Origin of the sequence: Pseudohongiella spirulinae (assembly GCF_001444425.1) — a bacterium.
In the GTDB taxonomy this organism is placed as follows: Bacteria; Pseudomonadota; Gammaproteobacteria; order Pseudomonadales; family Pseudohongiellaceae; genus Pseudohongiella; species Pseudohongiella spirulinae.
Genome location: NZ_CP013189.1, coordinates 2,513,631 through 2,536,557 on the forward strand (window position 1 = coordinate 2,513,631; position 22,927 = coordinate 2,536,557).

Genomic DNA, 22,927 nt, shown 5'->3' on the forward strand with positions numbered 1-22,927 from the left:
TTACCTCGCTGTCAGAGTCATGATGCGTGAAGAATCGAGCCGATCCGGGGTAACTTCAAGTATTCGCATGGCACCGGACGCAATTCGTGCGAAGACTGGCGCGGCCACCTGACTGCCGTAGTGCTCCCCGCCCTGAGGCTCATTAATGATGATCACCACCACAATCCGGGGATCATCAGCTGGAATAAAACCGGCGAACATGGAGTTGTGCAGATTTGCCTGATAACCACCAGCACCAACCACGCGTGCGGTACCGGTCTTTCCTGCAATCGAATAAAAAGGGACACTGGCGCTGTCAGACCCACCCAGCTCCGGATCCACCACAGCCTTCAGCATGCTTTTCACTTCGTGCACAACATCTTCCGCAATGACACGCTGAGGCACTACACCAGATCCATTATTGTTGCCATCTTTAAGAATTGTGACCGGCGTGCGCATACCGTCATTGGCAATGACTGCGTATGCCTGCGCCAACTGCAGGGCTGAGGTTGACATTCCGTAACCAAAGGACAGAGTAGCCAACTCAATGTCGTGCCAGATCCGGTGATTTGGCATCACCCCTCCGCGCTCGCCCGGAAACCCGCTGGCCGGGCTTTCACCGAATCCGACGCGCAGCAACACATCACGCAATTTTTCGTGACCAACAGCCAGAGCAATCTTGGCTGAACCGACATTGCTGGACTTGACCAGCATTTCCTCCAAAGAAATTTCGCCGTAGTTGTAACCGCGATCTTCAACCCAATCGCGTCCAACACGCAGACGTCCCGGACTGGTATTAATCATGGTATCGCGGCTGTACAGGCCTGACTCAATAGCCGCCACCGCGGTAAATGATTTAAGCGTTGAACCCGGCTCAAACAAATCGGTCACCGCGCGATTACGCAGCGCACCGAAATCCGTAATTGAGGCTCGATTGTGGGGATTGAATGACGGCTGATTGACCATTGCCAGTATCTCGCCATTTCGCGCATCCAGAATGACAGCAGAGGCCGAACGGGCCCTTCGGTAGATATACTCAGCCTTGAGTTCTTTGTAAGCCAGGTTCTGAATTCTGAAATCAATACTCAGTTCCAGCGCTTTTCCGGGTTGCGCCGGCTCTACCGTATTAAGCTCACGAATGATGCGTCCACGCCGATCCTTGATAACCTGCTGGCGACCGGGGACTCCTTTCAGCCAGTCATCAAATGCAAGCTCCAGCCCTTCCTGACCAATGTCATCAATATTACTGAATCCCAGCACATGTGCTGTGACCTCACCCTGCGGATAGTAACGCTGAAATTCCTGGCGGGAGTAAACGCCGTCCAGCCCCAGCGCCATGACAGCCTGTGCCTGATCAGGTGGAATGCGTCTCTGCACATACATGAACTCGCGCTCGGCGTTAGCCAGCACGCTTTCTGTCAGACTGTCGGGGTTCAACTGCAGGCTGGTCGCCAGAGCGCGAATGTCCGACTCGTTTTTGGCCAGCTCGCGCGGATTCACCCAGATCGATTCAACCGGCGTACTGATTGCCAGGGGCTCGCCGTTTCGATCCACGATCATGCCGCGGTGCGCCACAATGGGCTCGGTGCGGATGGTTCTGGCATCGCCCTGATTCTGCAGAAATTCACCATCCACCCATACCAGCGTGACCAGCTTCCACAGCAGCGCAGCTGCCGCCAATAGCAGCGCCAGGCAGACCAGCCACAGACGCCAGCCTGTCATGTTGAAACGGGAGACTGACTCACTCATTTCGCACCACCACAATTTGCGACCAATCAGGCAGTTGCATGTTCAAGTCATCAATCGCACGACGCTCGATACGCCCTTCCAGGCCGAAAGTACTTTGCTCGATCAATAACTGACCCCACTGCATGTCCAGCTCGTTACTGAGCTCGCGTTGCTGCTGCAAGGCGTGGAATACGGAGCGTGATTCAAACGAAGAAACAACGATAGCCAATGAGGAGACCAGAACTGCCAGCGCAAGTAGAACCAACAACAGATGAGCAGGCGCAAACACACCCAGCCAGCGCAACACCGGCACTGGTTGAGATGATAAATCTGTGTTCTGTATGTCCCGTTTTTTCATAACTTCGTGTCTATTGTTGGTTTTTCCTGTCAGGCCAAACGACTACGCCATACGTTCAGCCACCCTCATAACGGCACTTCGCGCGCGTGGATTACGAGCTATCTCCTGCGCATCCGGCTTGACTGCCTTGCCGATCTTTTTCAGCCGCGGATTCAGTGCAGATTCCGGCACTGGCAAATCCCTCGGAAACTCATCACCACGGCTCTGTTTTTGTATAAACTGCTTGACCATCCTGTCTTCCAGCGAATGAAAACTGATCACCACCAGACGACCGCCAGGCTTGAGCAACTGCAAAGACTTGCTGAGCAACTCCTGCAAGGAAAGCAACTCCTGGTTGATATGAATCCTGATTGCCTGAAATGCCCGCGTTGCCGGATGTTTGTGCTTTTCCCAGGCAGGATTGGCCTGCTTCACAATTTCAGCCAGCTGCAGCGTACGGGTAATGGGCTGATCCTCACGCTGCATGACAATTGCTTTGGCGATTCGCCTGGAGAAACGCTCCTCCCCATATTGAAAAATCACATCAGCAATCTCTTTCTCACTCGCAGAACCCAGCCACTGAGCCGCACTTTCACCAGCTTCCGGATTCATGCGCATATCCAATGGCCCGTCGTGAGTAAAACTGAACCCTCTCTGGGCCTCATCCAGCTGCGGAGATGACACCCCCAGATCCAGCAAAATGCCTGCGGCCTGCCCCGGCGCCACCCATTGATCAGCATCACTGAACGCACCATGTCTAATACAAAAACGGGCATCGCTGGCTGAAAGTTCCTGACCGATCTTTATCGCCCCCGGATCTTTATCGATTGCCAACAATCGCCCGTTTTCATCAAGCTGTTCCAGAATAAGACGGGAATGTCCTCCCCGCCCGAACGTTCCATCCACATAAAAGCCGGCGCAGTCTGTCACCAGTGCATCCACTGCCGGATGCAACAAGACGGTTTCATGTTCCTGCATTGCAGCCATATCGCACCGTTCTGCCAGATCAGACATTTATAGAGACAGATTCAAGAGTTCCGGCGGCAACTCATCCTGACCGGACTCACCTGCAAACCAACTGTCAGCCTGCGCGCTCCAACGTTCCTCGTTCCATATTTCAAATTTCATGCCCTGACCAACCAGGGCCACGTGTTTATCCAGTTGCGCACGACTGCGGAGAATTTGCGGCAACAGCAATCGTCCGCTGCCGTCCATCTCCAGATCATGCGCATGACCAATCAACATACGCTGCACCCGTCGACTGGCCGCATCGAAACTGGACAGACTTTCCACTTTCTGTTGAATCACTTCCCACTCATCAATGGGGTAAAGAAGCAGGCATTGCCCGGAGAAATCGACAGTCGCCACCAGCCGCCCACCGTATTTATCGGCCAACATCTCCCGATAGCGCGCCGGCATGGCCATGCGCCCCTTGGCATCGAGATTGATTGTGTTGACTCCCCTGAACACGACTTGGACTCCCGGCCTCTGTCATTAATCCCACTTTGATGCACTTTGTCCCACTTCACACCACATTGCGACACTATATGCACAGCAAATGCACAGCGCAAGTACTATTTGCACTTTTTGTGAGACAGAAGCGTATGAAATTTCAGGAAAAAATGAGGATTTTACAGACCCCACAGGAGAAGTCCGAAAAAAGACATGACTTATCAAAAAACTGGGGGATTTACTTAATGTAAATTGTCATGAGACATGAGGGTGGCAAAGTGCAGACGAAGGAATTAAAGTTGAGTCAGCCGATAAGCCGGGTTCTGTCGGGGACAGTCATTCATCTGGGATCAGCATCACTACTGACCTCAAGCAGCCTACCCGAACCCAGTGCGAGCCACACCATTGGGTTCCTATTTGGCCTTGCTCCGAACGGGGTTTGCCGTGCCACGAACTGTTACCAGTCGCGCGGTGCGCTCTTACCGCACCCTTTCACCCTTACCTGCCCAGCGCCGAAGCGATAAACAGGCGGTCTACTCTCTGCTGCACTTTCCGTAGGCTTTCGCCTCCCAGGCGTTACCTGGCGTTCTGCTCTGCGGAGCCCGGACTTTCCTCCAACGGTAACCTGAAATGCCGACCAGTCGGCAGGACAAGCTGGTCCGTCAGCGACTGTCTGGCTGACTCGGATGCCAATTTAAGCGACTCTCTGGCTGAAAACAAGCTTTTTGTCATCACGCTCGTAGCACGACCAGATGCGCTCGTGTCAAACTCAAGCCATGAGCGAGCATGTCAGTCGAAAAACAATCAAGACCTTATCCGGCATTACCATGACCTTGCTGGTCGTAATGCTGACAGCGCTTGTACTGACAACGCTCTGGACCAACAACAGGCACCTCCTGCTGGTCGTCGCCAATAACGCAGTGCAGCCCTATGGACTGATTGTGGATCGGATGGACAATCTCACATTCAGGCAGTCCAGCTTTGCGATCGATAATATCACCTTGAGGCATCCTGCCAGCGGCCTGTCACTGCAGTTGCAGAACCTGATTCTGGAGCCTGGGTTTAATGGCTCTGGACGCCTGACAGCCAGACTGGATCCTTTTTATGTGCGCTGGTCCGGCAATTTGACTGACGGAGCACTTGATCAGGAGTTGCGAATTGATGATCTGCGCGCCGAAATTCCCTCCAGCTCACTTGAATGCGACAGGCAATACCAGTGTCAGGTGTCAATTGCCGGGCAAGGCTATGTCACCATTGGCAAGCTGAGCTATGACGGCATCGGGCTCAGCCAGGCCTCAGCATACTGGCAAGCTCCACTGTCACTGGCATACGATTCTGAGCGCGGCTGGCTGCTCGAAGACCTGCAAACGGAAAGTCAATTCAGGATCAGCAACTTTCAGAGCCACTCCCTCAGCGCAAACCTGTCCGACTTCCAATTTCAACAAACCGTCACACTTGGCAGACAGTTGCTTGACGCTGACCTCCGCATGTCCCTTGACAGCAAGCAGATACTCAGCGCCCAGTTCACACAGAATCTGCAAAGCGGTAATGGCAACGGAAAGTTCGCACTGGACGCGCTGAAATTCGACTCGAAACTTACACTCTCCCGTCTTTTGCCCTCTCTGCCGCAGGATATTGATGTTGTAGACGGACAGTTACTGGCAAATGGAAGCCTGACCTGGCGCTGGACAGATTCGCAGCTCAGTGAAGTGCATGGACCCATAACGCTCATGGCTCAATCGCTGAGTGGTTATGTCGATGATAGCGTTTTCACTCGCCTGGGCTGGCATGCGCCGTTATTTTTGAAGAGCGATGGGACAGTCGAGTCACGTGACACAGTGTCTGTGGCACTGGCCGGGCTTGATATCGGTGTGACCCTGACTGACATCAACACCCGCGCCAGGTTTGACACGGCTTCACGAACATTGGAGCTGGACCGACCATCGATCAGCATTTTTGGCGGCACTGTCAGCGCTCCCGGTCTTAGCTGGCAAGCTGAGCAGACCAGCGATATTGAGCTGCAACTACGCGATATCGATATCGCCGATGTGCTCTCCCTTACGGCTTACGAGGCCGTCAGCGCGACCGGCATCCTCAACGGCGAGCTACCGGTCCGACTGAGCGGCACCCAGGCAACTATCACAGAAGGCCGAATACGTGCCGCACCGCCAGGCGGCACAATAAGTTACCGGCATCCCTCACAAACGAGCGGTAATGACAACACGGATCTTGTATTTCGCGCCCTGCAACGCTACAACTACGACACGCTGGACATGCAGGTTGATCTGCTCACCAACGGTGATCTGATCTTGAACACCGCGCTGCAAGGCAGCAGTCCGATGCTCAATGACGGCCAGAGGATCAATCTTAACCTGAACATTACTGACAATATTCCCGCTTTGTTAAATAGTCTTCAGGCTGGCCGCTCTGTCACAGAAACACTGATGCGCAGGCTGAACGATTAAGCTGATTGTTAAGCCAGGGTTCATGCACTTCTGTTATAGTCCGCTTATCAAGCAATCGGGACAGCCTCATGAAATCACCAAAACGCTTTGCGTCAACCACAGGGCTGATTGGTCTGTTGCTGGCAAGTGCCTGCACACCAACTGTGCAGGTCGCCATGCCGCAGGAGCCCATCACCATCAATCTGAATGTCCGAATTGAACACGAAGTCCGGGTGCGGGTTGAACGTGAACTTGACGATATTTTCAGCGAAGACAGCGATCTTTTCTGACGTTTTAAACCAGGAGGTCACCATGACTATAAATTTGATCAGAGCAGATATCAGCCGCTGGGTCTTCGCCATTCTGGTCATCCTGATCAGTCCGATGGCTCTGGCTCAATCGCTTGACGAAGCCAAATCCAGCGGCTTGATCGGTGAGAAAAGCGATGGTTACATAGGGTTCGTGCAGGAAAGTCCGCCTGCTGCGCTGGTAGCGCTGGTAAATGATGTCAACCGTCAGCGCCGTGCCCGTTACGCCGAGATCGCGCGGCAAAACAATATCGGCATTGGTGAAGTCGCTCAGCTCGCTTATCTGCGCGCCGTGGAAGCCACCAAACCGGGTCACTTTATTGAAGATGCCGACGGACGCTGGGTCAGAAAACCCTAGGAATCCTGAACAACTGCCAGCTCCAGAGCCCGCTTGTATAGTTGGTTCTTTTTGCGCCCGGTAATGTCAGCCGCCAGACTGCAGGCCTGTTTCATCGGCAGCTCCCGCAACAACAACTGCAATACATGCTCATCGGCCGGGTCAATGTCCTGCCCGGCCGTTTTGGGAGCGCCATGCACCAATACAACAAATTCTCCGCGCTGCTGATTATCATCATTACGCAACCATTGTTGTATTCCGGCCAGGCTATCGCCATATACCGTCTCCCAGGTTTTGGTCAACTCGCGACAGATCACAGCTTCACGTTGGCCACCAAAGACCGCGGCCATGTCATCAATACTGGCAAGAATCCGGTGCGGAGATTCGTAAAAAACCAGCGTCCTCACCTCGTCGGCCAGAGCCTTCAGACAGCTCTGACGCGCACCCGCTTTAGCTGGTAAAAATCCTTCGAAAATAAATCGGTCGCTTGGCAAACCAGCCACGCTCAGAGCGCTCACCAGGGCGCTCGCACCCGGCACTGGAATGACAGGCACACCTGATTGGCGGCACTGCCTCACCAGCCCGTAACCCGGATCGGAAATCAGTGGTGTACCCGCATCGGAAATAAGCGCAATTGCATTACCCTGTTGCAATCTGGTCAGCAGGGCCTGCTCCTGCTGGCCGGTACTGAAATCGTGGTAGGCAATCATTCGTGTTGTTACACCCAGGTGCTGCAGCAATCTGGCGCTGTGACGGGTATCTTCAGCCGCAATCAGATCCACCTGCGCCAGAACCTGCCGGGCGCGCTCGGTGACGTCGGCCAGGTTTCCAATCGGTGTTGCTACTACGTACAAAGCCGGGCGCACCAATACCTGCCTGTTGGGTGTCGCCGAGTCCGGAGCCATGCCTGGTCCTCTTGATAAGCAGCGTATAGAACAGAGCGTTTTGTCGCATCTGCATCTGGCGCCTGCTATGATTTGACTGAGAGATACTTCATGTCGAAGTTTACAGGAATAACGGTATATCTGCTGCCATGCATCCAAAAACCTTACTCGTTCTGCTGTTTTCTCTGCTGATTCTCGGCTGCGCCGGTTCCGGTGCCCCGGGCTCATCAACAGGTGTCGCCACAAGTCAGGAGAGCGCCGCGGTCGGCGACGAAGTCAATGATTATCTGGCCCTCGCGGCCGATGCGGAAAGCCCGCAGGCAGAAATTCTGCTCATATCTGCTGCAGAGATCGCGCTTGAGGCTGGCAGCACAGATACTGCAGCCGCCATACTCAGTAGCATTTCCGCCAGCACAGGTTTGCCTGTTATCGCGCGCGCCCGGGAATCACTCGCTCTGGCCAGGATTGCACTGGCAAGAGACGATGCGGACACCGCTCTCTCTCATCTTGACCGTCGACAATATGCGCCAGATACATTGTCGGATGACGCCAGCGGACCGGAGGTCTATCGGCAAATTATTGAACTGCGCAGCCAGCTTCTGACGGAGCAGGGTCAGTACCTTGCTGCTGCGCGTGAACTAAGCAGGCTGACCGGTCAATTGACTGCTACTGAACAACAGCAGCACATCAATCGCATCTGGGATGTGCTTAGTGCCGCGCCCGCAAATAATCTGACCTCTCAGCGCGACCTGATCGACTCCTATGAACTGCGCGGCTGGGTGGAACTGCTTAATGCAGTACGCAACAGCGGAGCCGACATCGAGCAACAGGTTGTAGCCGTCAACCGCTGGCAGGATCGCTGGAATCAGCACTCCGCTGTCGACATGCTGCCCGAGTCCCTGGCCTTTGCACAGCAGCTTCTGCAACAACGACCGCAGCGCATAGCCTTGCTGCTTCCATTGGGCGAAGCCGCCGGTCGCGCCGTCAGCGAAGGCTTTCTGGCAGCATACTACGACGCCTTATCCAAAAATCAGGCAACTCCGGACATTACACTCTTTGACACTACTGCCATCATCGACATCATGCCACTTTACAGACAGGCGGCAGAGTCTGGCGCTGACCTGATCATCGGGCCACTCAGAAAGGAGTCAGTTCGACAACTGCAACGCCAGCAACGCCTGGCTGTCACCACACTGGCTTTGAACTACGGAGATACCGGCCGACTTAATCCACCCGGCTTCTTCCAGTTTGGCCTGGCTCCCGAAGATGAAATTCAGCAGGCAGCTCGCATCGCCTGGCAGCAGGGATATCGTTCTGCCGCCGTGTTGACCCCGGCAGGCGAAGAATTTGAGCGAATTCAGACAACATTCGCAGAACAGTGGCAAAACCTCGGCGGCCAACTGGTCAGCACGGCTGGCTATGGTTCGGCCGCCACCTACTCCGCAACCATTGAGCGGATGTTTAATACCGATGCCAGCCAGGCCAGGGCTGATCAGCTGCTTGAAACTCTGCCACGTAATAATATGGAATTTATCCCGCGCCGCCGCCAGGATGTAGATTTTATTTTCCTGCAGGCAAACCCCGCAGAAGGCCGGCAACTTAAACCCACCCTGGGATTTCACTACGCAGGCGATCTGCCGGTTATTGCGATGCCAGCCATCTACGAGCCTCCCCGCAGCGCCAGCGGCAACCGCGACCTGAATGGTGTCGCGTTTCTGGATGCACCGTGGATGCTGGACAATAATGATCCACTGAAAAGTATCAGCAATGAGAACTGGCCGGCGTCTGCTGCCACAGTGCAGCGCCTGAGAGCAATGGGAATTGATGTCTACCGACTGCACGCCCGGCTTGCCCAGCTGCAGAACTTCCCAACGACTCGCATGCAGGGTGCAACCGGAGTGCTGAAGATGCGCGACGATGGAGCCATTGAGCGCGAATTACTGCTGGCCAGATTCGTCAACGGTCAGGCCGAAATATTACCCGCGGGTGCCGATATAAGCCCCTGACACAAATAACGAACCACTATGGAGACAAGGATGTCTGCTGTCATACCACCAACCCAAAGACGCAATTTTGGCAACGCGCAGGAAAGCCTTGCTGCAGAGTATCTTGGCCAACGCGGCCTGACGCTGTTGGAGCGCAACTACTACACACGACTCGGAGAAATTGATCTGATCATGCTGGATGGTGACACTCTGGTTTTTGTAGAAGTCCGCAGCCGGACCAATGCTGACTTTATTGACCCAATCACCTCTATCAATGCTCGCAAGCAAAAACGCATGCAGCGTGCCGCCGAGGTTTATCTGAAACATCACCGACTCACAAACAGAGTGAAGGCACGTATTGATGTATTGGGCCTGCTGCGCTGTAATGACGACAGTACACAATTCGAATGGATCAGAAATGCTTTGGGGCCCTGAGTAACCAGACGATAAAAATGATACGCCACAAAACCCACAGCTTTGCAGTAGAATGGCTCCACAGGCTGTCGTGTTATCAGGGCGAGAATCTACAATGAATTTGGCAGAAAGGATCGAACAACAGTTCCAGCAATGTGTCGATAATATTCGCGACACAAGACCACTGGTGGGCGATTCTCTGTTACTGGCTGCCGATACAATCTGCGCTGCATTGCTGCAGGGCGGAAAAGTCATGAGCTGCGGAAACGGCGGCTCGGCCGCCCTGGCTCAGTACTTTGCACTTCTGTTGCAGAATCGCTATCAGCGAGAGCGTCCAGGGTTGCCCGCTGTTGCGCTGAGCGCAGACAATGTACTCGTCTCCGGAGTGGCAGCAGAAGACGCCTACAAAAATGTCTATGCCAACTCTCTGCGCACCCTGGGACAGGCAACTGACTGTCTGGTAGTTTTTTGCGCAGACCGGGACGCTGCCAACCTGCGCGAGGCCGTTCGCGCAGCCAATGACCGAGACATCCCGGTCATTCTGATAGACAATGAGCAGTGTGCTGACCTGCAGAGCGAACTAAACTCTAAAACGATAATTGTGCGTACGCCGGGCAGTCACAGGGATCGCAACCAGGAGACGCATACGCTGCTGGTTCATTGTCTGTGTGATTTAATTGATATTCAAATTTTTGGAGAAGAGCTGTGAGTCCATTAAAGCATCTGGTATGGGTCAGCCTGTTTATTACAAGCGCTGCGTGTACAACCATTCTGACCGAAACAACGGGTGATCAGGGCATGCAGGAAGACCCCTATCTCAGAACTGCCGGTACAGTTGTAGAAGACGAATCAATAGAAACCAAGGTTGCCGTCAATATGCGATCACAGCAACCCCAATTCCGACAAGCCAGCTTTAACGTCACCAGTCACAATGGCATTGTTTTGCTGGTCGGTCAGGTTCAAACGCAGGCACTCAAAGAAGAGGCGGCACGGATCGCCGCGGAAGCCAGCGTGCATGTGAGACGAGTTCACAATGAACTGGAAGTGGCAGGCAGTCGCAGCTTGCTGGCGCGCAGCAACGATGCCTGGCTGGCTACCAAAGTACGCACTCAACTGGCCGCCAACGACGAAGTCAATTCAAACCGTATGCGCGTTGTTGCCAATAACGGCACGATATACCTGATGGGTATCGTCGACCGAGATGAGGGTAACAGAGCCACAAGTCTGGCTCGTAACGTCGGCGGAGTTACCCGCGTAGTCAGCGTCTTTGAGTATTTATAAACCTGGCTGAGGGCTATTTGACAACCCGCAACGCCGGGCGACTGCCTGGCTTGCCGGGTTTGTCTTCCGGCGGTGTGGGTTCCGGATCCGGTGCCTGAGGCTCAGACTCAAAGACCATACCCTGACCATTCTCACGAGCATAGATGCCCATCACTGCGGCAATCGGCACAAAAACCGGTGTGGGAATACCCGAGAAGCGGCCATTAAAATCAATGGCGTCGTTATTCATCTGCAATGCATGCACTGCCGCGGGGGAAATATTAAGAATGATTTGCCCGTCTTTCACGAACTCCTGAGGAACCTGCACACCAGAAGCATAGGCATTAACAACGATGTATGGCGTGCACTCGTTTTCCAGAATCCACTCATACAGAGCACGCAGCAGATAAGGTCGGCTGGAGGTCATAGACATATGACCTACACCATCTCCTTTTCTTGATCAGACAAACTGCTTCTGATCGAGTCCCGGGAGAAAAGTCGCGCTCGATACTGCAGAAGAGGCTGGACAGCCTTGTGATTACCCAGCTCTACACCAAGCGCCGGCAGGCGCCACAGGATGGGCGCCACGCAACAATCAACGATGGTGAATTCATCGCTCATAAAAAAGGGTTTTTCAGCAAAAATCGGGGCAATAGAGGTCAGGCTTTCCCGTAACTCCTTGCGCATCTTTTCCTGCTGAGCAGCAGAACCCTTACCGGCTGTCAGATCATCCACAACAGCACACCAGTCGCGCTGAATGCGATACATCCACAGACGACTTTGAGCACGAGCCACCGGATAGACCGGGAACAGAGGCGGATGCGGAAAACGTTCATCAAGATATTCCATCATGATATTGGCTTCATACAAAACCAGATCACGATCCACCAGTGTCGGCAGGCTGTTATACGGATTCAGCGAGGACAGATCTTCCGGTGGGTTTGCAGGGTCAACATTGATTGTCTCAACGGTAACGCCTTTTTCTGCCAGCACGATCCTGACCCGGTGACTGTATTGACTACTGCCATCCGAATAAAAAATCATGGAAGAGCGCTTAGCTACAACACCCATAAATCTGTTCCTCAATAAAAACCGCCAGCCTGCATCTAAACAGATATCAGATACCCGGCTATTAGTGAATACGTCTCCAGTACTCACGGTTCAGCAACAGCGTCAATATGATCAGGATGGCCAGGAAACCCAGCACAAATACACCAATAGACTGTCGCTTCAGGCGCACTGGCTCGCCAATGTAGTAGAGGAAATTGACCAGATCATAAATCACCTTGTCAAACTCTTCCGGCGTCAGCTCGCCCGAGCCTTCAACATGACGCAAATCGCACTCTTCGGGGGATTCAGCGTTATTGCTGCATATCACATCACCCTGCAAATCATACAGAACGTTCGGCATCCCCACATTGGCAAATACCTTGTTGTTAACGCCCCACACGCGACTGTCATCTTCATAGAAGGAGCGCATGTAGGTGTAGAGCCAGTCAGCACCACGCACCCGGGCAATCAGCGTCAGATCTGGCGGCACAACACCAAACCAGTTGTTAGCCTGCTCGGCCTGCATGCTGTTGTCCATCAGATCACCGATCGCCTGATTGCCAAACGCCAGATTTTCCATCACCAGCTCATGCGGTACGCCCAGATCATCTGCAGTGCGCTCGTAACGTGCATACTGCAATGAGTGACAGGAATGGCAGTAGTTCATGTAGGTTTTCCAGCCATTCTGCAGTGACGCCTCATCACGCAGATCCATCTCCACATGATCCAGCGGAACATTCGAAGACTCAGCACCCACAGCTTTGAGCGGCAGACCAACCAGCACAGCCAGCAGCACCAGAGTGATCAACAACTGCTTGTTGGTGATCCAGCGCCCTGTTACGCGGGTCGGCTCCGGGAAGGTCTGCTCCTTTCTGGTGTACCAGGGCATCAGGAAGAAGAACAGGAAGTACAGCACTGTGCAGAACTGCGCCAGAGCAATACGTGCCGGGCTGGTGCCAAGCGTCCCGAGGTAGCCGAGAATCAGGAAAGAAGCAGTGAAAATCAACAATGCAATTCGGCTATACCAGCCTTTGTAGCGAATTGATTTCACCGGGCTCTTGTCCAGCCAGGGCAGAACAAACAGGATGGCGATAGCGCCAAACATGACAATCATGCCCCAGAACTTGGCATCAATACCAAACAATGGCACGGTAACCGCACGCAGCATCGAGTAGAACGGCGTGAAGTACCAGACTGGCGGCACGTGTGCCGGTGTTACCAGGGGATTCGCTTCCTGGAAGTTTGGTGGCTCAAGGAAGTAGCCTCCCATTTCCGGCGCAAAGAACACGATAAAGCAGAATACAAAGAAGAATACCGAGATACCCACCATGTCATGGACAGTGTAGTACGGGTGGAAAGGCACACCGTCAACCGGGATACCGTTTTCATCTTTGTTTTTCTTGATTTCAATACCATCAGGGTTATTGGATCCGACTTCGTGCAGGGCCAGCAGGTGCAGCACAACAAGCGCGATCAGGATAATCGGAAGAGCAACAACATGCAGGGCAAAAAAGCGGTTCAGGGTGGCGCCGGAAATCAGGAAGTCACCACGCACCCAGATCAGCAGATCTTCACCAATGACAGGAATCGCACCAACCAGCGACACGATAACATTCGCACCCCAGTAGGACATCTGACCCCAGGGCAGAACGTAACCCATGAAGCCTTCCATCATCAGAATCAGATAGATGGCCATGCCAAATACCCAGATCAGTTCGCGCGGCTTTTTATAGGAGCCGTACATCAGACCTCGGAACATATGCAGGTAGACCACAACAAAGAAGGCCGACGCGCCCGTGGAGTGGATGTAGCGAATAAGCCAGCCGAATTCCACATCACGCATGATGTATTCAACAGAGGCAAAGGCACCCTCAGCACTATTGGTGTAGTGCATGGTCAGGAAAATACCGGAGACCAGCTGAATGACGAGAACAACCAGAGACAACACACCAAAGAAGTACCAGAAGTTGAAGTTCTTCGGCGCGTAGTATTTGCTCATGTGCTTTTCCCACGCTGTCATGATCGGCAAACGATCATTGGTCCAGTCGCGGAGGCCGACGAGTGAGGACACTATCCAGCCTTGTTTCTTAGTATCGCTCATTATGCGTTCACCTCGTCTTCACCAATCACAAGGATGTTGTCTGACTCGTAGTAATAGGGGGGAACTTCCATATTACGGGATGCCGGTGAACCGTTGTACACACGGCCAGCCATATCGAACTTTGAACCATGGCATGGACAGTAGAATCCACCCTTCCAGTTCTCTTCAAATGGCTCGGGGCGAATGCTCAGACGCGGAGTCGGAGAGCAGAACAGATGCGGACACAAGCCAATCAGCACCAGAACCTCCGGCTCACGCGAGCGATACGCATTGGTTGCGTACTCAGGCTGTTCGGGCTGGGCTGAATCCGGATCCTGTAACTGATCCGTGATGGTACCCAGTGCATCAAGTGCCGCTTGTGTGCGGCGTACCACAAATATGGGTCGTCCACGCCAGGCTGGAATCGGACCCAGAATGCTGCCCTCTTCTATCCGACTGATATCAACCCTAACCGAAGCTCCCGCCGCGCGCGCTTTGGCGCTGGGATTCCAGGAACCGACGAAAGGCACAACTGCACCTACCACACCGGCTGCCCCTACGACCGAGGTTGACCCTAACAAAAACCGCCTGCGGCCAGAATCAGTACCGTCTTCACTCACCGTGTATTCTCCTGAGCTTTGTCGTCTATCAAAAAGAACTGAGCCCACAACCCTCCGTTCGGGTGGGATGAGGACGAAAATCTGCTATCTGCTAATGCTGCTGTACTGCCGTTGTCTGGAATTCGCCTTCGGACTCAGACTTTGGAGTGGCGCAAACCGGCAAACGGGCTGAATAGTAGTTAATTTAGCGATTTTTTTCAAGCGCCCGTTCGCCAACTTTATGCCTAAACAACTGATCAACAAGGATAATTATTTTTTAACGGGCACAAAAAAAGCGCCTGCCACGATCAGCAACAGCGCTTTTCTGTTGTCTTTGCTGCCACCGCAGCAATGTATTAACGCTTGGAGAACTGCGGACGCTTACGCGCCTTACGCAAACCAACCTTTTTACGCTCTACTTCACGCGCATCACGAGTCACGAAACCCGCCTTGCGCAGCGGTGAACGAAGCTCTTCATCATACGCAATCAGAGCGCGCGTCAGACCGTGACGAATAGCGCCGGCCTGACCAAAGCTACCACCGCCGTTAACAGTCACTTTAATATCAAACTGCCCATCCATATCCAGCAGCTGCAGAGGCTGCTGCACAATCATGCGCGCCACTTCACGGCCAAAAAAAGTATCCAGCGGACGGTTATTAACTGTAATTTCGCCACTGCCCTTGCGAATAAACACACGCGCGGTCGCGGTCTTGCGTCTGCCGGTGCCGTAGTATTGAGTCGTTGACATAGGGATTCCGTGAACCTCTTAAAATTCTTAGAGTTGCATAGCCTGAGGCTGCTGAGCCGCATGTGGATGCTCGTTACCGGCATACACCTTCAGCTTTTTGAACATAGCCCGACCCAGCGGAGTGCGTGGCAGCATGCCTTTCACGGCCAGCTTCAGCACTTTCTCGGGCGAGCGATCAATAAGCTTTTCAAAACTGAAAGACTTCAGGCCACCCGGATAACCGGTGTGGTGATGATACATCTTGTCAGATGATTTCTTGCCGGTCACCTGGACCTTTTCAGCGTTGACAACCACGACGAAGTCGCCGGTATCCACGTGAGGCGTGTATTCAGGCTTGTGTTTTCCACGCAAACGGGTTGCGATCTCTGCCGCCAGACGACCGAGCGTCTGACCCTCTGCATCTACCAGCAGCCAGTTGTGTTCAACATTTTGTGGTTTGGCACTAAAAGTCTTCATGTAACAATCACCGAAAAGGGCATATTCTTCAGGGAGCGCGAATACTACCGAAGAGCCTGTTAAACTTCAAGTATTTTTGGAGCATTTCAACGAAATAAATCAGGGGCGGTGTTCCCGCGCCAGATACTCCTCGGATTGCATCTCTAGCAGCCTGCTCCGGGTGCGCTCGAATACGAAGGCCAGGTCATGGCCCGAGTACAGCTGCGTCAGGGGAACGGCGGCGGAAATGATCAATTTGACATGGCGATCATACAGCTCATCGACCAAACTGACAAATCGTCTTGCGATATTATCCATATCACCATCCATTTGCGGCACGTCCGACAGGATGATGGTGTGGTAAAGCCTGGCCAACTCAATATAATCAAACGCACTGCGGGCACCATCACATAACTGACGGCAGTCAAACCAGGCTATTTCGTCACAAACCCGTCTGACCTTGATAGCCCGGCCCAACACTTCTATCTCTACATTCTCAGAAATTTCCGCGTGACCACTGCTCAGCCTTTCCATCGCCTGCAGTAGCCCTGCCTCAGCATCGGCTCCCAGTGGATGAAAATACAGGCAGGCCTGCTGCAGAGTCCTCAAACGATAGTCTACTCCGCCATCGAGCTCGACAATCTGCGTGTGCTTTTTGAGCAACTCAATGGCCGGCAAAAATCTCGCCCGCTGCAAACCGTTAGCATACAACCCGTCGGGATGAATATTGGAGGTAGCGACCAGCACCACGTTGCGGGCCATCAGGTGCTCGAGCAGCCCGCCCAGAATCATGGCATCTCCAATATCGGATACAAAAAATTCATCAAAACACAGCACACGGGCAGACCCGGCAATCTGTCCGGCTACCAGTTCAAGCGGATTCTTCTGATTCTTTAACGCCGCCAGCGCAGCATGTACCTGCTGCATAAAACGATGAAAATGCGTTCTCTGCTTTTGCGTAAATGGCAGACTCTCGTAAAAAAGATCCATGATATAGGTCTTGCCACGCCCCACCCCGCCGTAAAAATAAATGCCCTGCGGGGCGGCCGATGAGGCCGCCTGCACACGTAACCAGCGCAGCGGATTCAATGACAAGCGAGAGTGGCGGTTCGATTGATTCAACAACGCTTCGTACAGTTGCTGCACCTTTTCAATGGCTGCACGCTGCGCCGGATCAGGCGTGAGTTTTCCGGCATCCAGATCGGCCTGGTAACGCTGCCGCGGCGAAGCCATTTGCATCGTGGAAAACCCCTGAATTTTGCGTTCAACATGAAAAGACGCGCATTCTAAGCCATGGCGAACCACAAAACCAAGCAACAGATCCGCCTCAAACAACACAGGCGACCTGCTTCATGCTAGAATCGACAGCGCGCTTGCACAGAATTGGAGGGGCAGATTTAACAGACCTCTTATTCCTTTATTTTATATTTATATGTTTTTATATAGCTATACATGCTTTAAAAACTTCTATATTGTGTCGCATTACAGCGAAGGTGGAATGATATGTTGTGGTTAACAGGCATCGCATGTCTGGCAGTCGGCCTGGTTGCCGGCCTGCTTGTTGGCAGAAAGGTTCAGACCGGCAATCCTGCAAGAGTCACCGAACTGGAGGCCCAGGTTCAGGAGCTGCAGCGACATCACGCAGATTATCGCGAGAATGTCAGCGATCACTTCAATACCACAGCAGAACTGGTTCAGCAGATGACTGAAAGTTATCGCGATGTTTACCAGCATCTGGCCACCGGCGCTCAACAGCTTTGTACCGAGGATGTTGCAAGCAAGCTGCTGCCGGCCAATGACCAGGCCATGTTCAGCAGCGAACAGGACAATGACGACACACTGGAACCTCCCAAGGATTACGCACCTAAAACCGGTCCGGGACCGGGTGCATTATCTGAGGAGTTCGGACTGGACAAAAATACCAGTCGCCAGGAAAGCTGAAACGTCAGCGCTGCGCCTGTCCCGATACAAAGCCAACCCTAATTGACCTGACAATCATGCTGCGGGGCGTACTTGCGCATCCGCAGCCTGCAAGCGGTATCTGGCATGGCTGACTACAATCTGACGCACCTGAAACAACTGGAAGCCGAGAGCATCCACATCATCCGCGAAGTGGCTGCCGAGTTCAGCAACCCGGTGATGCTCTACTCCATCGGCAAAGACTCATCTGTCATGCTGCATCTGGCCCTGAAAGCCTTTTATCCGGGTCGCCTGCCCTTTCCTCTGATGCACGTTGACACCACCTGGAAATTCCGGGAAATGATTCAGTTTCGTGACAACCAGATCAAGAAACTGGGACTGGATCTGATCGTACACACTAACCAGGAAGGCCTGAAAGCCGGCGTTGGGCCGTTCACACACGGCAGCGAAAAACATACCGACGTGATGAAAACACAGGCGCTGCGTCAGGCGCTGGACAAACACAGGTTCGACGCAGCCTTTGGAGGCGGTCGACGGGACGAAGAAAAGTCACGTGCCAAGGAGCGGGTTTTTTCGTTCCGCGACAAAAACCATCGCTGGGACCCCAAAAACCAGCGCCCTGAGTTATGGAATCTGTACAACGGCAAGATCAACAAGGGCGAAAGCATTCGGGTTTTCCCGCTCTCCAACTGGACCGAGCTGGATATCTGGCAATACATTTATCTGAACAATATCGATATCGTGCCATTGTACTTCGCGCAAAAACGCCCCGTGGTAAATATGGACGGCATTGACATCATGGTCGATGATGAGCGCATGCCTATTCCGCCAGGCGTGCAGATTGAGGAAAAAATGGTGCGCTTCCGCACCCTCGGCTGCTACCCACTGACTGGTGCGGTGGAATCACAAGCCACCACCTTACCGGAGATTATTCAGGAAATGCTGCTGACCACCAGTTCTGAGCGGCAAGGGCGACTGATTGATTCTGATCAGGCCGGCTCTATGGAAGAGAAGAAACGCAAGGGGTACTTCTGACATGTCTCATCAATCAGACCTGATCGCCACCGACATCACCGCTTACCTGGCACAGCATGAACGCAAGGAAATGCTGCGCCTGTTGACCTGCGGCAGCGTTGACGATGGCAAAAGCACCCTGATCGGCCGCCTGCTTCACGACTCCAAGATGATTTATGAGGATCAGCTTGCTGCCATCCAGAAAGACAGCATGAAAGTTGGCACCACCGGTGGAAAGTTAGACCTGGCGCTTCTTGTGGACGGTTTACAGGCCGAACGCGAACAGGGCATTACCATTGATGTCGCCTATCGTTATTTTTCCACAGCCAAACGCAAATTCATCATTGCCGATACGCCTGGTCACGAACAGTACACCCGCAACATGGCCACCGGTGCATCCACCTGTGACCTGGCCATCATCCTGATTGACGCGCGTCATGGTGTACAGGTACAGACCCGGCGCCACAGCTTTATCACCTCATTACTGGGTATCAAACACATTGTGGTTGCCGTCAACAAGATGGATCTGGTCGATTACCGCCAGGACGTCTTTGAGCAGATTAAAGCGGACTATCTGGCATTCTCGGAGAAACTGAAACCTGCTGAATTCCACTTTGTTCCCATGTCCGCACTGGACGGCGACAATGTGGTAAACCCCAGCAGCAACATGCCTTGGTACGAGGGGCCGGTGCTGATGCAACTGCTGGAAAATGTGCAGATTGCCGAAGACCGTAATTACGACGACTTCCGTTTCCCGGTACAGTATGTAAACCGCCCCAACCTCAATTTCCGGGGTTTCTGCGGAACCGTGTCATCAGGGGTAGTTCGCAAAGGCGACGAAATCACCGTGCTGCCCTCCAACAAAAAAAGCCGCATCAAGTCTATTGTGACGTTTGATGAGGAGCTGGAACTGGCCTACACAGACATGGCCATCACAATAACCCTGGAAGATGAAATTGATATCAGCCGTGGTGACATGATTGTGCACCGGGGCAATTTGCCAGTTGTTGCTGAAGAGTTCGAGGCAGCACTTGTCTGGATGACTGAAGATCAGCTATTGCCCGGTAAAATGTATGACTTCAAACTGGGCACAAAAACAGTAAGCGGCCGGGTAAACGCCATCAAACATCAGATTGATGTCAACACGCTGCAAGAAAATCCTGCACCGGCCCTGGAATTGAATGAAATCGCCCTGTGTGAAATTTCAGTTGACGAGCCGGTTTGCATAGACAGCTATGACAAGAACCGCAGCACCGGTGCTTTTATTGTAATCGACAGACTCAGCAACGTAACTGTCGGTGCTGGCATGATCACGCTCGACAATGCGGCTGCACGCCGCCGCAAGCGCAGCAGCAATACCCACGTTACACGTGAAGAACGGGCGGCACGATATGGTCAGAAGCCGGCCACCGTGATGTTTATCGGAGTTTCCGGCGCCGGCAAATCAACTCTGGCCCACGGACTGGAGCGCCGACTGTTTGACCTGGGCCGGGTCAGCACGGTGCTCGATGGCAAGGCGATGCGGCTGGGTATCAGTAAAGATCTGCCTCATGACGCGGAAGGTCGCGCCGAGAATCTTCGCCGCAGTGCCCATATCGCCCGTTTCCTCAATGATTCTGGACTCATCTGCTGCGCCGCTTTTGTGGCACCCAATCCGGATTCACGCGAGCACGCCATGAGCGTCATCGGCAAGGACAATTGCCTCATTGTCTATCTCAACCCGCCGATCGACGTCTGTCAGCAGCGCGACCCCAGCGGCATCTATGCCGCCGCCGAGTCAACTGGATCAGCCGATATACCGGGAGTGTCATTCCCCTACAGTCCGCCGGAAAAGGTGGATCTGGAACTGGATACCTCAAGCCTCAGTGTTGACGACTGCCTGGATCAGGTCATAGCCATAATGCAGGAGCGCCGCATACTGAAAGGACAATAAGGGCACCGGACATGGCTATCGGTCAGACCGGATTATCAATATCGATGAATTGGTGCTCCAGCTCAAAGCGCTCGGCGATCCAGTTACCGAGCGCTCTGACGCCATAGCGCTCGGTCGCATGGTGCCCGGCGGCAAAATAATGGATCCCCTGCTCTCTGGCAATGTGCACGGTCGGCTCTGAGATTTCACCCGAAATGAACGCCTGAGCACCAATACTGACGGCCTGCTCAATATAGGATTGGGCAGCACCGGTGCACCATGCGACTCGAGTTATGCGTTGCTCATTCCCGGGTGCGATATGTTGTGGTTCACGGCCCAAACCAGATGTAATTCGCCGGGCAAGCTCAAGCGCACCGATCGGCTCCGCCAGATCGCTATACAGCCCCATTGGCTGATTATTGATTTTTGTCAGCTCGCCACCGATCTCAAATCCGAGGATTGATGCCAGTTGGGCATTGTTCCCCAGCTCGCCATGTGAATCCAATGGCAAATGATAGGCAAGCAGATTGATATTGTGTGCCAGTAGCTGCCTGATACGTTGCTGCTTGATGCCGGTAATCACGGGACTTTCACCGCGCCAGAAATACCCGTGGTGAACCAGCAACAGATCCGCGTTGAGGTCGACTGCTCGGGCTATCAGGGCCTGACTTGCCGTCACTCCACTGACAATACGTGTGATCTGCTCACAACCTTCAACTTGCAGACCGTTTGGGCAGTAGTCATTAAACTGATCTGTCCTGAGTAGTTTATCCAATTCCGACACAAGTTGACGACGACTCACAGGCATAACGATTTACCTTCACATAATGTTTGTTTATTCGCATAATGCGCGATGTTATGAAAAACTTTCTGCAGTTTATCAGCTGGCCTGCTGTGGCCGGAATTTTGTTTGCCCTGGTGCTGGTTCAATATCAGCAGATGCAACGTCTTTCCAGACAAATCGCCGAGCTGGCGATTGCCGCACCGTCGGCTGTAACAGCTGAATTGCAGACCGCCTCCTTTGCTGATGCCATTGATCGGGCATCCCCGTCAGTGGTCAGCATTCACTCGACCATCCGCGAGCAGATTGAGCTACCACCGGTTGACGAACTGCCCGCTGCCCTGCGGGATCTGCTGGCCAGCATTCCTTCCGAAAGACTCTGGGACAGCCTGGGTTCCGGCGTGGCCGTAAGCAATGAAGGACACATTCTCACAGCCTTGCACGTTATTGAAGGCGCCGAAGACATAGAAGTGCATTTTGGCGACCAGCAACGTGGTATGGTGACAGCCAGAGCCCGGCTGGTCGGCTCGGATGCTGACTCTGACCTGGCCCTGTTGCAGGTTGACAGCCCGGTATTGCCGCCGGCCATTCCGGTTGGCTCATCTGACGAAGTTCGGGTCGGCGACACGGTTTTGACTATTGGCTATCCGCGCCGCGATCTGATGAACCAGAAATCCGTCTCTCGCGGCATCGTCAGCGCACTGGGCATTCCCCGAGATGGCCTGCCCATTGTTGAGTATATACAGACGGATGCTGCCATGAATTATGGCAATTCTGGCGGTGCGCTGATAGACGCGGAAGGCAGACTGATAGGCATCAACTCATTCATCTACTCTCAGTCAGGCGGTTCGGACGGCATCGGGTTCGCCGTACCCATCAATAAAGCCATGATTGTGGTTGAGCAGTTGCTGCAGCAGGGCGTGTTTACACCCGGATATCTTGGCGTGATTACCGGCGAACTGCTAAATGAGGAAACCAGCCAGACCTTCTTTGGCAGGCCGGATGTCCGCGGGCTGCTGATTGAACAGGTCAATGAAAACAGCCCCGCCGAGCAAGCCGGCATTGTTGCCGGTGATGTCATGACCCGTATCGATGGCACGGGCATTCAGAGCGTGATTGGTGCTATTGAGCAAATCAACCGCAAGCCACCGGGCGATGAGGTCGTGCTGACTCTTTATCGCAATGGTCAGCTACTGGATATTACTGTGACACTGGGTACGGGCACAGCACAGTACCGCACCCAGCTTGACAGCCAGTAG

The 22,927-nt window shown here is 53.5% G+C and carries 24 protein-coding genes, 1 other RNA gene and 1 pseudogene; 11 read left to right on the forward strand and 15 right to left on the reverse strand.

Translation table 11 applies throughout. The features are described 5' to 3' along the window. From PS2015_RS11535 to rnpB, 5 genes are all read right to left on the reverse strand, one after another. Positions 1–1,728 (reverse strand): peptidoglycan D,D-transpeptidase FtsI family protein, encoded by a 1,728-nt coding sequence (locus PS2015_RS11535; protein WP_058022380.1) that lies wholly within the window; start codon positions 1,726–1,728, stop codon positions 1–3. Further along, positions 1,721–2,065: a cell division protein FtsL gene (gene ftsL, locus PS2015_RS11540; RefSeq protein ID WP_082628110.1), complete on the reverse strand. Its 345-nt coding sequence runs from the start codon at positions 2,063–2,065 to the stop codon at positions 1,721–1,723. Before ftsL ends, PS2015_RS11535 begins: the two co-directional genes overlap by 8 nt. A 42-nt stretch (positions 2,066–2,107) precedes the next feature. After that, positions 2,108–3,031, reverse strand: coding sequence for a 16S rRNA (cytosine(1402)-N(4))-methyltransferase RsmH (gene rsmH, locus PS2015_RS11545; protein WP_058023317.1), 924 nt, complete (start codon positions 3,029–3,031; stop codon positions 2,108–2,110). A 27-nt stretch (positions 3,032–3,058) separates the two neighbouring features. Continuing rightward, entirely contained in the window at positions 3,059–3,514 is a 456-nt protein-coding gene (mraZ, locus tag PS2015_RS11550; RefSeq protein WP_058022381.1) for a division/cell wall cluster transcriptional repressor MraZ, read from the reverse strand. A gap of 278 nt (positions 3,515–3,792) precedes the next feature. After that, positions 3,793–4,181: RNase P RNA component class A (gene rnpB / locus PS2015_RS15370), an RNA gene on the reverse strand. A gap of 67 nt (positions 4,182–4,248) precedes the next feature. Here rnpB and PS2015_RS11555 point away from each other — a divergent pair. The 3 genes from PS2015_RS11555 (at position 4,249) to PS2015_RS11565 (ending at position 6,606) form a co-directional block, all read left to right on the forward strand. After that, on the forward strand, positions 4,249–5,961 hold the full coding sequence (locus PS2015_RS11555) for an intermembrane phospholipid transport protein YdbH family protein (RefSeq protein WP_082628111.1): 1,713 nt from the start codon (positions 4,249–4,251) through the stop codon (positions 5,959–5,961). A 68-nt stretch (positions 5,962–6,029) separates the two neighbouring features. Then, positions 6,030–6,230 (forward strand): YnbE family lipoprotein, encoded by a 201-nt coding sequence (locus tag PS2015_RS11560; protein ID WP_058022383.1) that lies wholly within the window; start codon positions 6,030–6,032, stop codon positions 6,228–6,230. Between the two features lie 22 nt (positions 6,231–6,252). After that, positions 6,253–6,606 carry a YdbL family probable chaperone protein gene (locus PS2015_RS11565; RefSeq protein WP_058022384.1) on the forward strand — a complete coding sequence of 118 codons (354 nt, stop codon included), beginning with the start codon at positions 6,253–6,255 and terminating at the stop codon, positions 6,604–6,606. Here the strand turns inward: PS2015_RS11565 and rsmI are convergent. Further along, on the reverse strand, positions 6,603–7,490 hold the full coding sequence (gene rsmI / locus PS2015_RS11570) for a 16S rRNA (cytidine(1402)-2'-O)-methyltransferase (protein WP_058022385.1): 888 nt from the start codon (positions 7,488–7,490) through the stop codon (positions 6,603–6,605). The genes PS2015_RS11565 and rsmI overlap by 4 nt on opposite strands. A gap of 128 nt (positions 7,491–7,618) precedes the next feature. On the opposite strand from rsmI, the gene PS2015_RS11575 reads away from it, so the two are divergent. From PS2015_RS11575 to PS2015_RS11590, 4 genes are all read left to right on the forward strand, one after another. Next, positions 7,619–9,475, forward strand: a complete 1,857-nt coding sequence (locus tag PS2015_RS11575; RefSeq protein WP_058022386.1) for a penicillin-binding protein activator — start codon at positions 7,619–7,621, stop codon at positions 9,473–9,475. 30 nt (positions 9,476–9,505) lie between these two features. Continuing rightward, positions 9,506–9,889 (forward strand): YraN family protein, encoded by a 384-nt coding sequence (locus tag PS2015_RS11580; protein ID WP_058022387.1) that lies wholly within the window; start codon positions 9,506–9,508, stop codon positions 9,887–9,889. Positions 9,890–9,983: 94 nt separating this feature from the next. After that, on the forward strand, positions 9,984–10,577 hold the full coding sequence (locus PS2015_RS11585) for a D-sedoheptulose-7-phosphate isomerase (protein WP_058022388.1): 594 nt from the start codon (positions 9,984–9,986) through the stop codon (positions 10,575–10,577). Beyond that, a complete protein-coding gene (locus PS2015_RS11590) occupies positions 10,574–11,149 on the forward strand; it encodes a BON domain-containing protein (RefSeq protein WP_058022389.1) in 576 nt (191 codons plus the stop codon). Before PS2015_RS11585 ends, PS2015_RS11590 begins: the two co-directional genes overlap by 4 nt. A 13-nt stretch (positions 11,150–11,162) precedes the next feature. Here PS2015_RS11590 and PS2015_RS11595 read toward each other — a convergent pair whose 3' ends face one another. From PS2015_RS11595 to zapE, 8 genes and pseudogenes are all read right to left on the reverse strand, one after another. Next, complete coding sequence (locus PS2015_RS11595) at positions 11,163–11,555, reverse strand: ClpXP protease specificity-enhancing factor (RefSeq protein WP_058022390.1); 393 nt, start codon at positions 11,553–11,555, stop codon at positions 11,163–11,165. An 11-nt stretch (positions 11,556–11,566) separates the two neighbouring features. After that, entirely contained in the window at positions 11,567–12,199 is a 633-nt protein-coding gene (locus tag PS2015_RS11600; RefSeq protein WP_058022391.1) for a glutathione S-transferase N-terminal domain-containing protein, read from the reverse strand. Positions 12,200–12,260: 61 nt separating this feature from the next. Continuing rightward, positions 12,261–13,004 carry a cytochrome c1 gene (locus PS2015_RS15950; protein WP_418054920.1) on the reverse strand — a complete coding sequence of 248 codons (744 nt, stop codon included), beginning with the start codon at positions 13,002–13,004 and terminating at the stop codon, positions 12,261–12,263. Positions 13,005–13,010: 6 nt separating this feature from the next. Beyond that, a pseudogene (locus tag PS2015_RS15955) lies at positions 13,011–14,198 on the reverse strand (cytochrome b); the annotation flags it as partial. Between the two features lie 80 nt (positions 14,199–14,278). Continuing rightward, positions 14,279–14,878: a ubiquinol-cytochrome c reductase iron-sulfur subunit gene (gene petA, locus PS2015_RS11610; RefSeq protein ID WP_058022392.1), complete on the reverse strand. Its 600-nt coding sequence runs from the start codon at positions 14,876–14,878 to the stop codon at positions 14,279–14,281. A gap of 335 nt (positions 14,879–15,213) precedes the next feature. Continuing rightward, positions 15,214–15,606 (reverse strand): 30S ribosomal protein S9, encoded by a 393-nt coding sequence (gene rpsI, locus PS2015_RS11615; RefSeq protein WP_058022393.1) that lies wholly within the window; start codon positions 15,604–15,606, stop codon positions 15,214–15,216. 27 nt (positions 15,607–15,633) lie between these two features. Continuing rightward, the gene (rplM, locus tag PS2015_RS11620) at positions 15,634–16,062 is read right to left on the reverse strand and encodes a 50S ribosomal protein L13 (RefSeq protein ID WP_058022394.1); all 429 of its coding nucleotides are present in this window, start codon (positions 16,060–16,062) and stop codon (positions 15,634–15,636) included. Positions 16,063–16,161: 99 nt separating this feature from the next. Beyond that, on the reverse strand, positions 16,162–17,280 hold the full coding sequence (zapE, locus tag PS2015_RS11625; RefSeq protein ID WP_418054910.1) for a cell division protein ZapE: 1,119 nt from the start codon (positions 17,278–17,280) through the stop codon (positions 16,162–16,164). A 264-nt stretch (positions 17,281–17,544) separates the two neighbouring features. Between zapE and PS2015_RS11630 the strand changes: the two genes are divergently transcribed. The 3 genes from PS2015_RS11630 to cysN all read left to right on the forward strand — a co-directional run bounded on the left by PS2015_RS11630 (position 17,545) and on the right by cysN (position 20,908). Then, positions 17,545–17,982: a Z-ring associated ZapG family protein gene (locus PS2015_RS11630; RefSeq protein WP_058022395.1), complete on the forward strand. Its 438-nt coding sequence runs from the start codon at positions 17,545–17,547 to the stop codon at positions 17,980–17,982. An 87-nt stretch (positions 17,983–18,069) separates the two neighbouring features. Next, the gene (cysD, locus tag PS2015_RS11635; RefSeq protein WP_257721217.1) at positions 18,070–18,996 is read left to right on the forward strand and encodes a sulfate adenylyltransferase subunit CysD; all 927 of its coding nucleotides are present in this window, start codon (positions 18,070–18,072) and stop codon (positions 18,994–18,996) included. A 1-nt stretch (position 18,997) separates the two neighbouring features. Further along, a complete protein-coding gene (gene cysN / locus PS2015_RS11640) occupies positions 18,998–20,908 on the forward strand; it encodes a sulfate adenylyltransferase subunit CysN (protein WP_058022396.1) in 1,911 nt (636 codons plus the stop codon). A gap of 22 nt (positions 20,909–20,930) precedes the next feature. Here cysN and PS2015_RS11645 read toward each other — a convergent pair whose 3' ends face one another. Further along, a complete protein-coding gene (locus tag PS2015_RS11645) occupies positions 20,931–21,695 on the reverse strand; it encodes a Nif3-like dinuclear metal center hexameric protein (protein WP_058022397.1) in 765 nt (254 codons plus the stop codon). A 50-nt stretch (positions 21,696–21,745) separates the two neighbouring features. On the opposite strand from PS2015_RS11645, the gene PS2015_RS11650 reads away from it, so the two are divergent. Continuing rightward, positions 21,746–22,927, forward strand: coding sequence for a S1C family serine protease (locus PS2015_RS11650; protein ID WP_169792309.1), 1,182 nt, complete (start codon positions 21,746–21,748; stop codon positions 22,925–22,927).

Coding starts and splice junctions, on each gene's coding strand:
- PS2015_RS11535 (WP_058022380.1), bottom strand. CDS start 1,728: ATGAGTGAGTCAGTCTCCCGTTTCAACATGACAGGCTGGCGTCTGTGG.
- ftsL (WP_082628110.1), bottom strand. CDS start 2,065: ATGAAAAAACGGGACATACAGAACACAGATTTATCATCTCAACCAGTG.
- rsmH (WP_058023317.1), bottom strand. CDS start 3,031: ATGGCTGCAATGCAGGAACATGAAACCGTCTTGTTGCATCCGGCAGTG.
- PS2015_RS11555 (WP_082628111.1), top strand. CDS start 4,249: ATGCGCTCGTGTCAAACTCAAGCCATGAGCGAGCATGTCAGTCGAAAA.
- PS2015_RS11560 (WP_058022383.1), top strand. CDS start 6,030: ATGAAATCACCAAAACGCTTTGCGTCAACCACAGGGCTGATTGGTCTG.
- PS2015_RS11565 (WP_058022384.1), top strand. CDS start 6,253: ATGACTATAAATTTGATCAGAGCAGATATCAGCCGCTGGGTCTTCGCC.
- rsmI (WP_058022385.1), bottom strand. CDS start 7,490: ATGGCTCCGGACTCGGCGACACCCAACAGGCAGGTATTGGTGCGCCCG.
- PS2015_RS11575 (WP_058022386.1), top strand. CDS start 7,619: ATGCATCCAAAAACCTTACTCGTTCTGCTGTTTTCTCTGCTGATTCTC.
- PS2015_RS11580 (WP_058022387.1), top strand. CDS start 9,506: ATGTCTGCTGTCATACCACCAACCCAAAGACGCAATTTTGGCAACGCG.
- PS2015_RS11585 (WP_058022388.1), top strand. CDS start 9,984: ATGAATTTGGCAGAAAGGATCGAACAACAGTTCCAGCAATGTGTCGAT.
- PS2015_RS11595 (WP_058022390.1), bottom strand. CDS start 11,555: ATGACCTCCAGCCGACCTTATCTGCTGCGTGCTCTGTATGAGTGGATT.
- PS2015_RS11600 (WP_058022391.1), bottom strand. CDS start 12,199: ATGGGTGTTGTAGCTAAGCGCTCTTCCATGATTTTTTATTCGGATGGC.
- rpsI (WP_058022393.1), bottom strand. CDS start 15,606: ATGTCAACGACTCAATACTACGGCACCGGCAGACGCAAGACCGCGACC.
- rplM (WP_058022394.1), bottom strand. CDS start 16,062: ATGAAGACTTTTAGTGCCAAACCACAAAATGTTGAACACAACTGGCTG.
- zapE (WP_418054910.1), bottom strand. CDS start 17,280: ATGCAAATGGCTTCGCCGCGGCAGCGTTACCAGGCCGATCTGGATGCC.
- PS2015_RS11630 (WP_058022395.1), top strand. CDS start 17,545: ATGTTGTGGTTAACAGGCATCGCATGTCTGGCAGTCGGCCTGGTTGCC.
- cysN (WP_058022396.1), top strand. CDS start 18,998: ATGTCTCATCAATCAGACCTGATCGCCACCGACATCACCGCTTACCTG.
- PS2015_RS11645 (WP_058022397.1), bottom strand. CDS start 21,695: ATGCCTGTGAGTCGTCGTCAACTTGTGTCGGAATTGGATAAACTACTC.
- PS2015_RS11650 (WP_169792309.1), top strand. CDS start 21,746: ATGAAAAACTTTCTGCAGTTTATCAGCTGGCCTGCTGTGGCCGGAATT.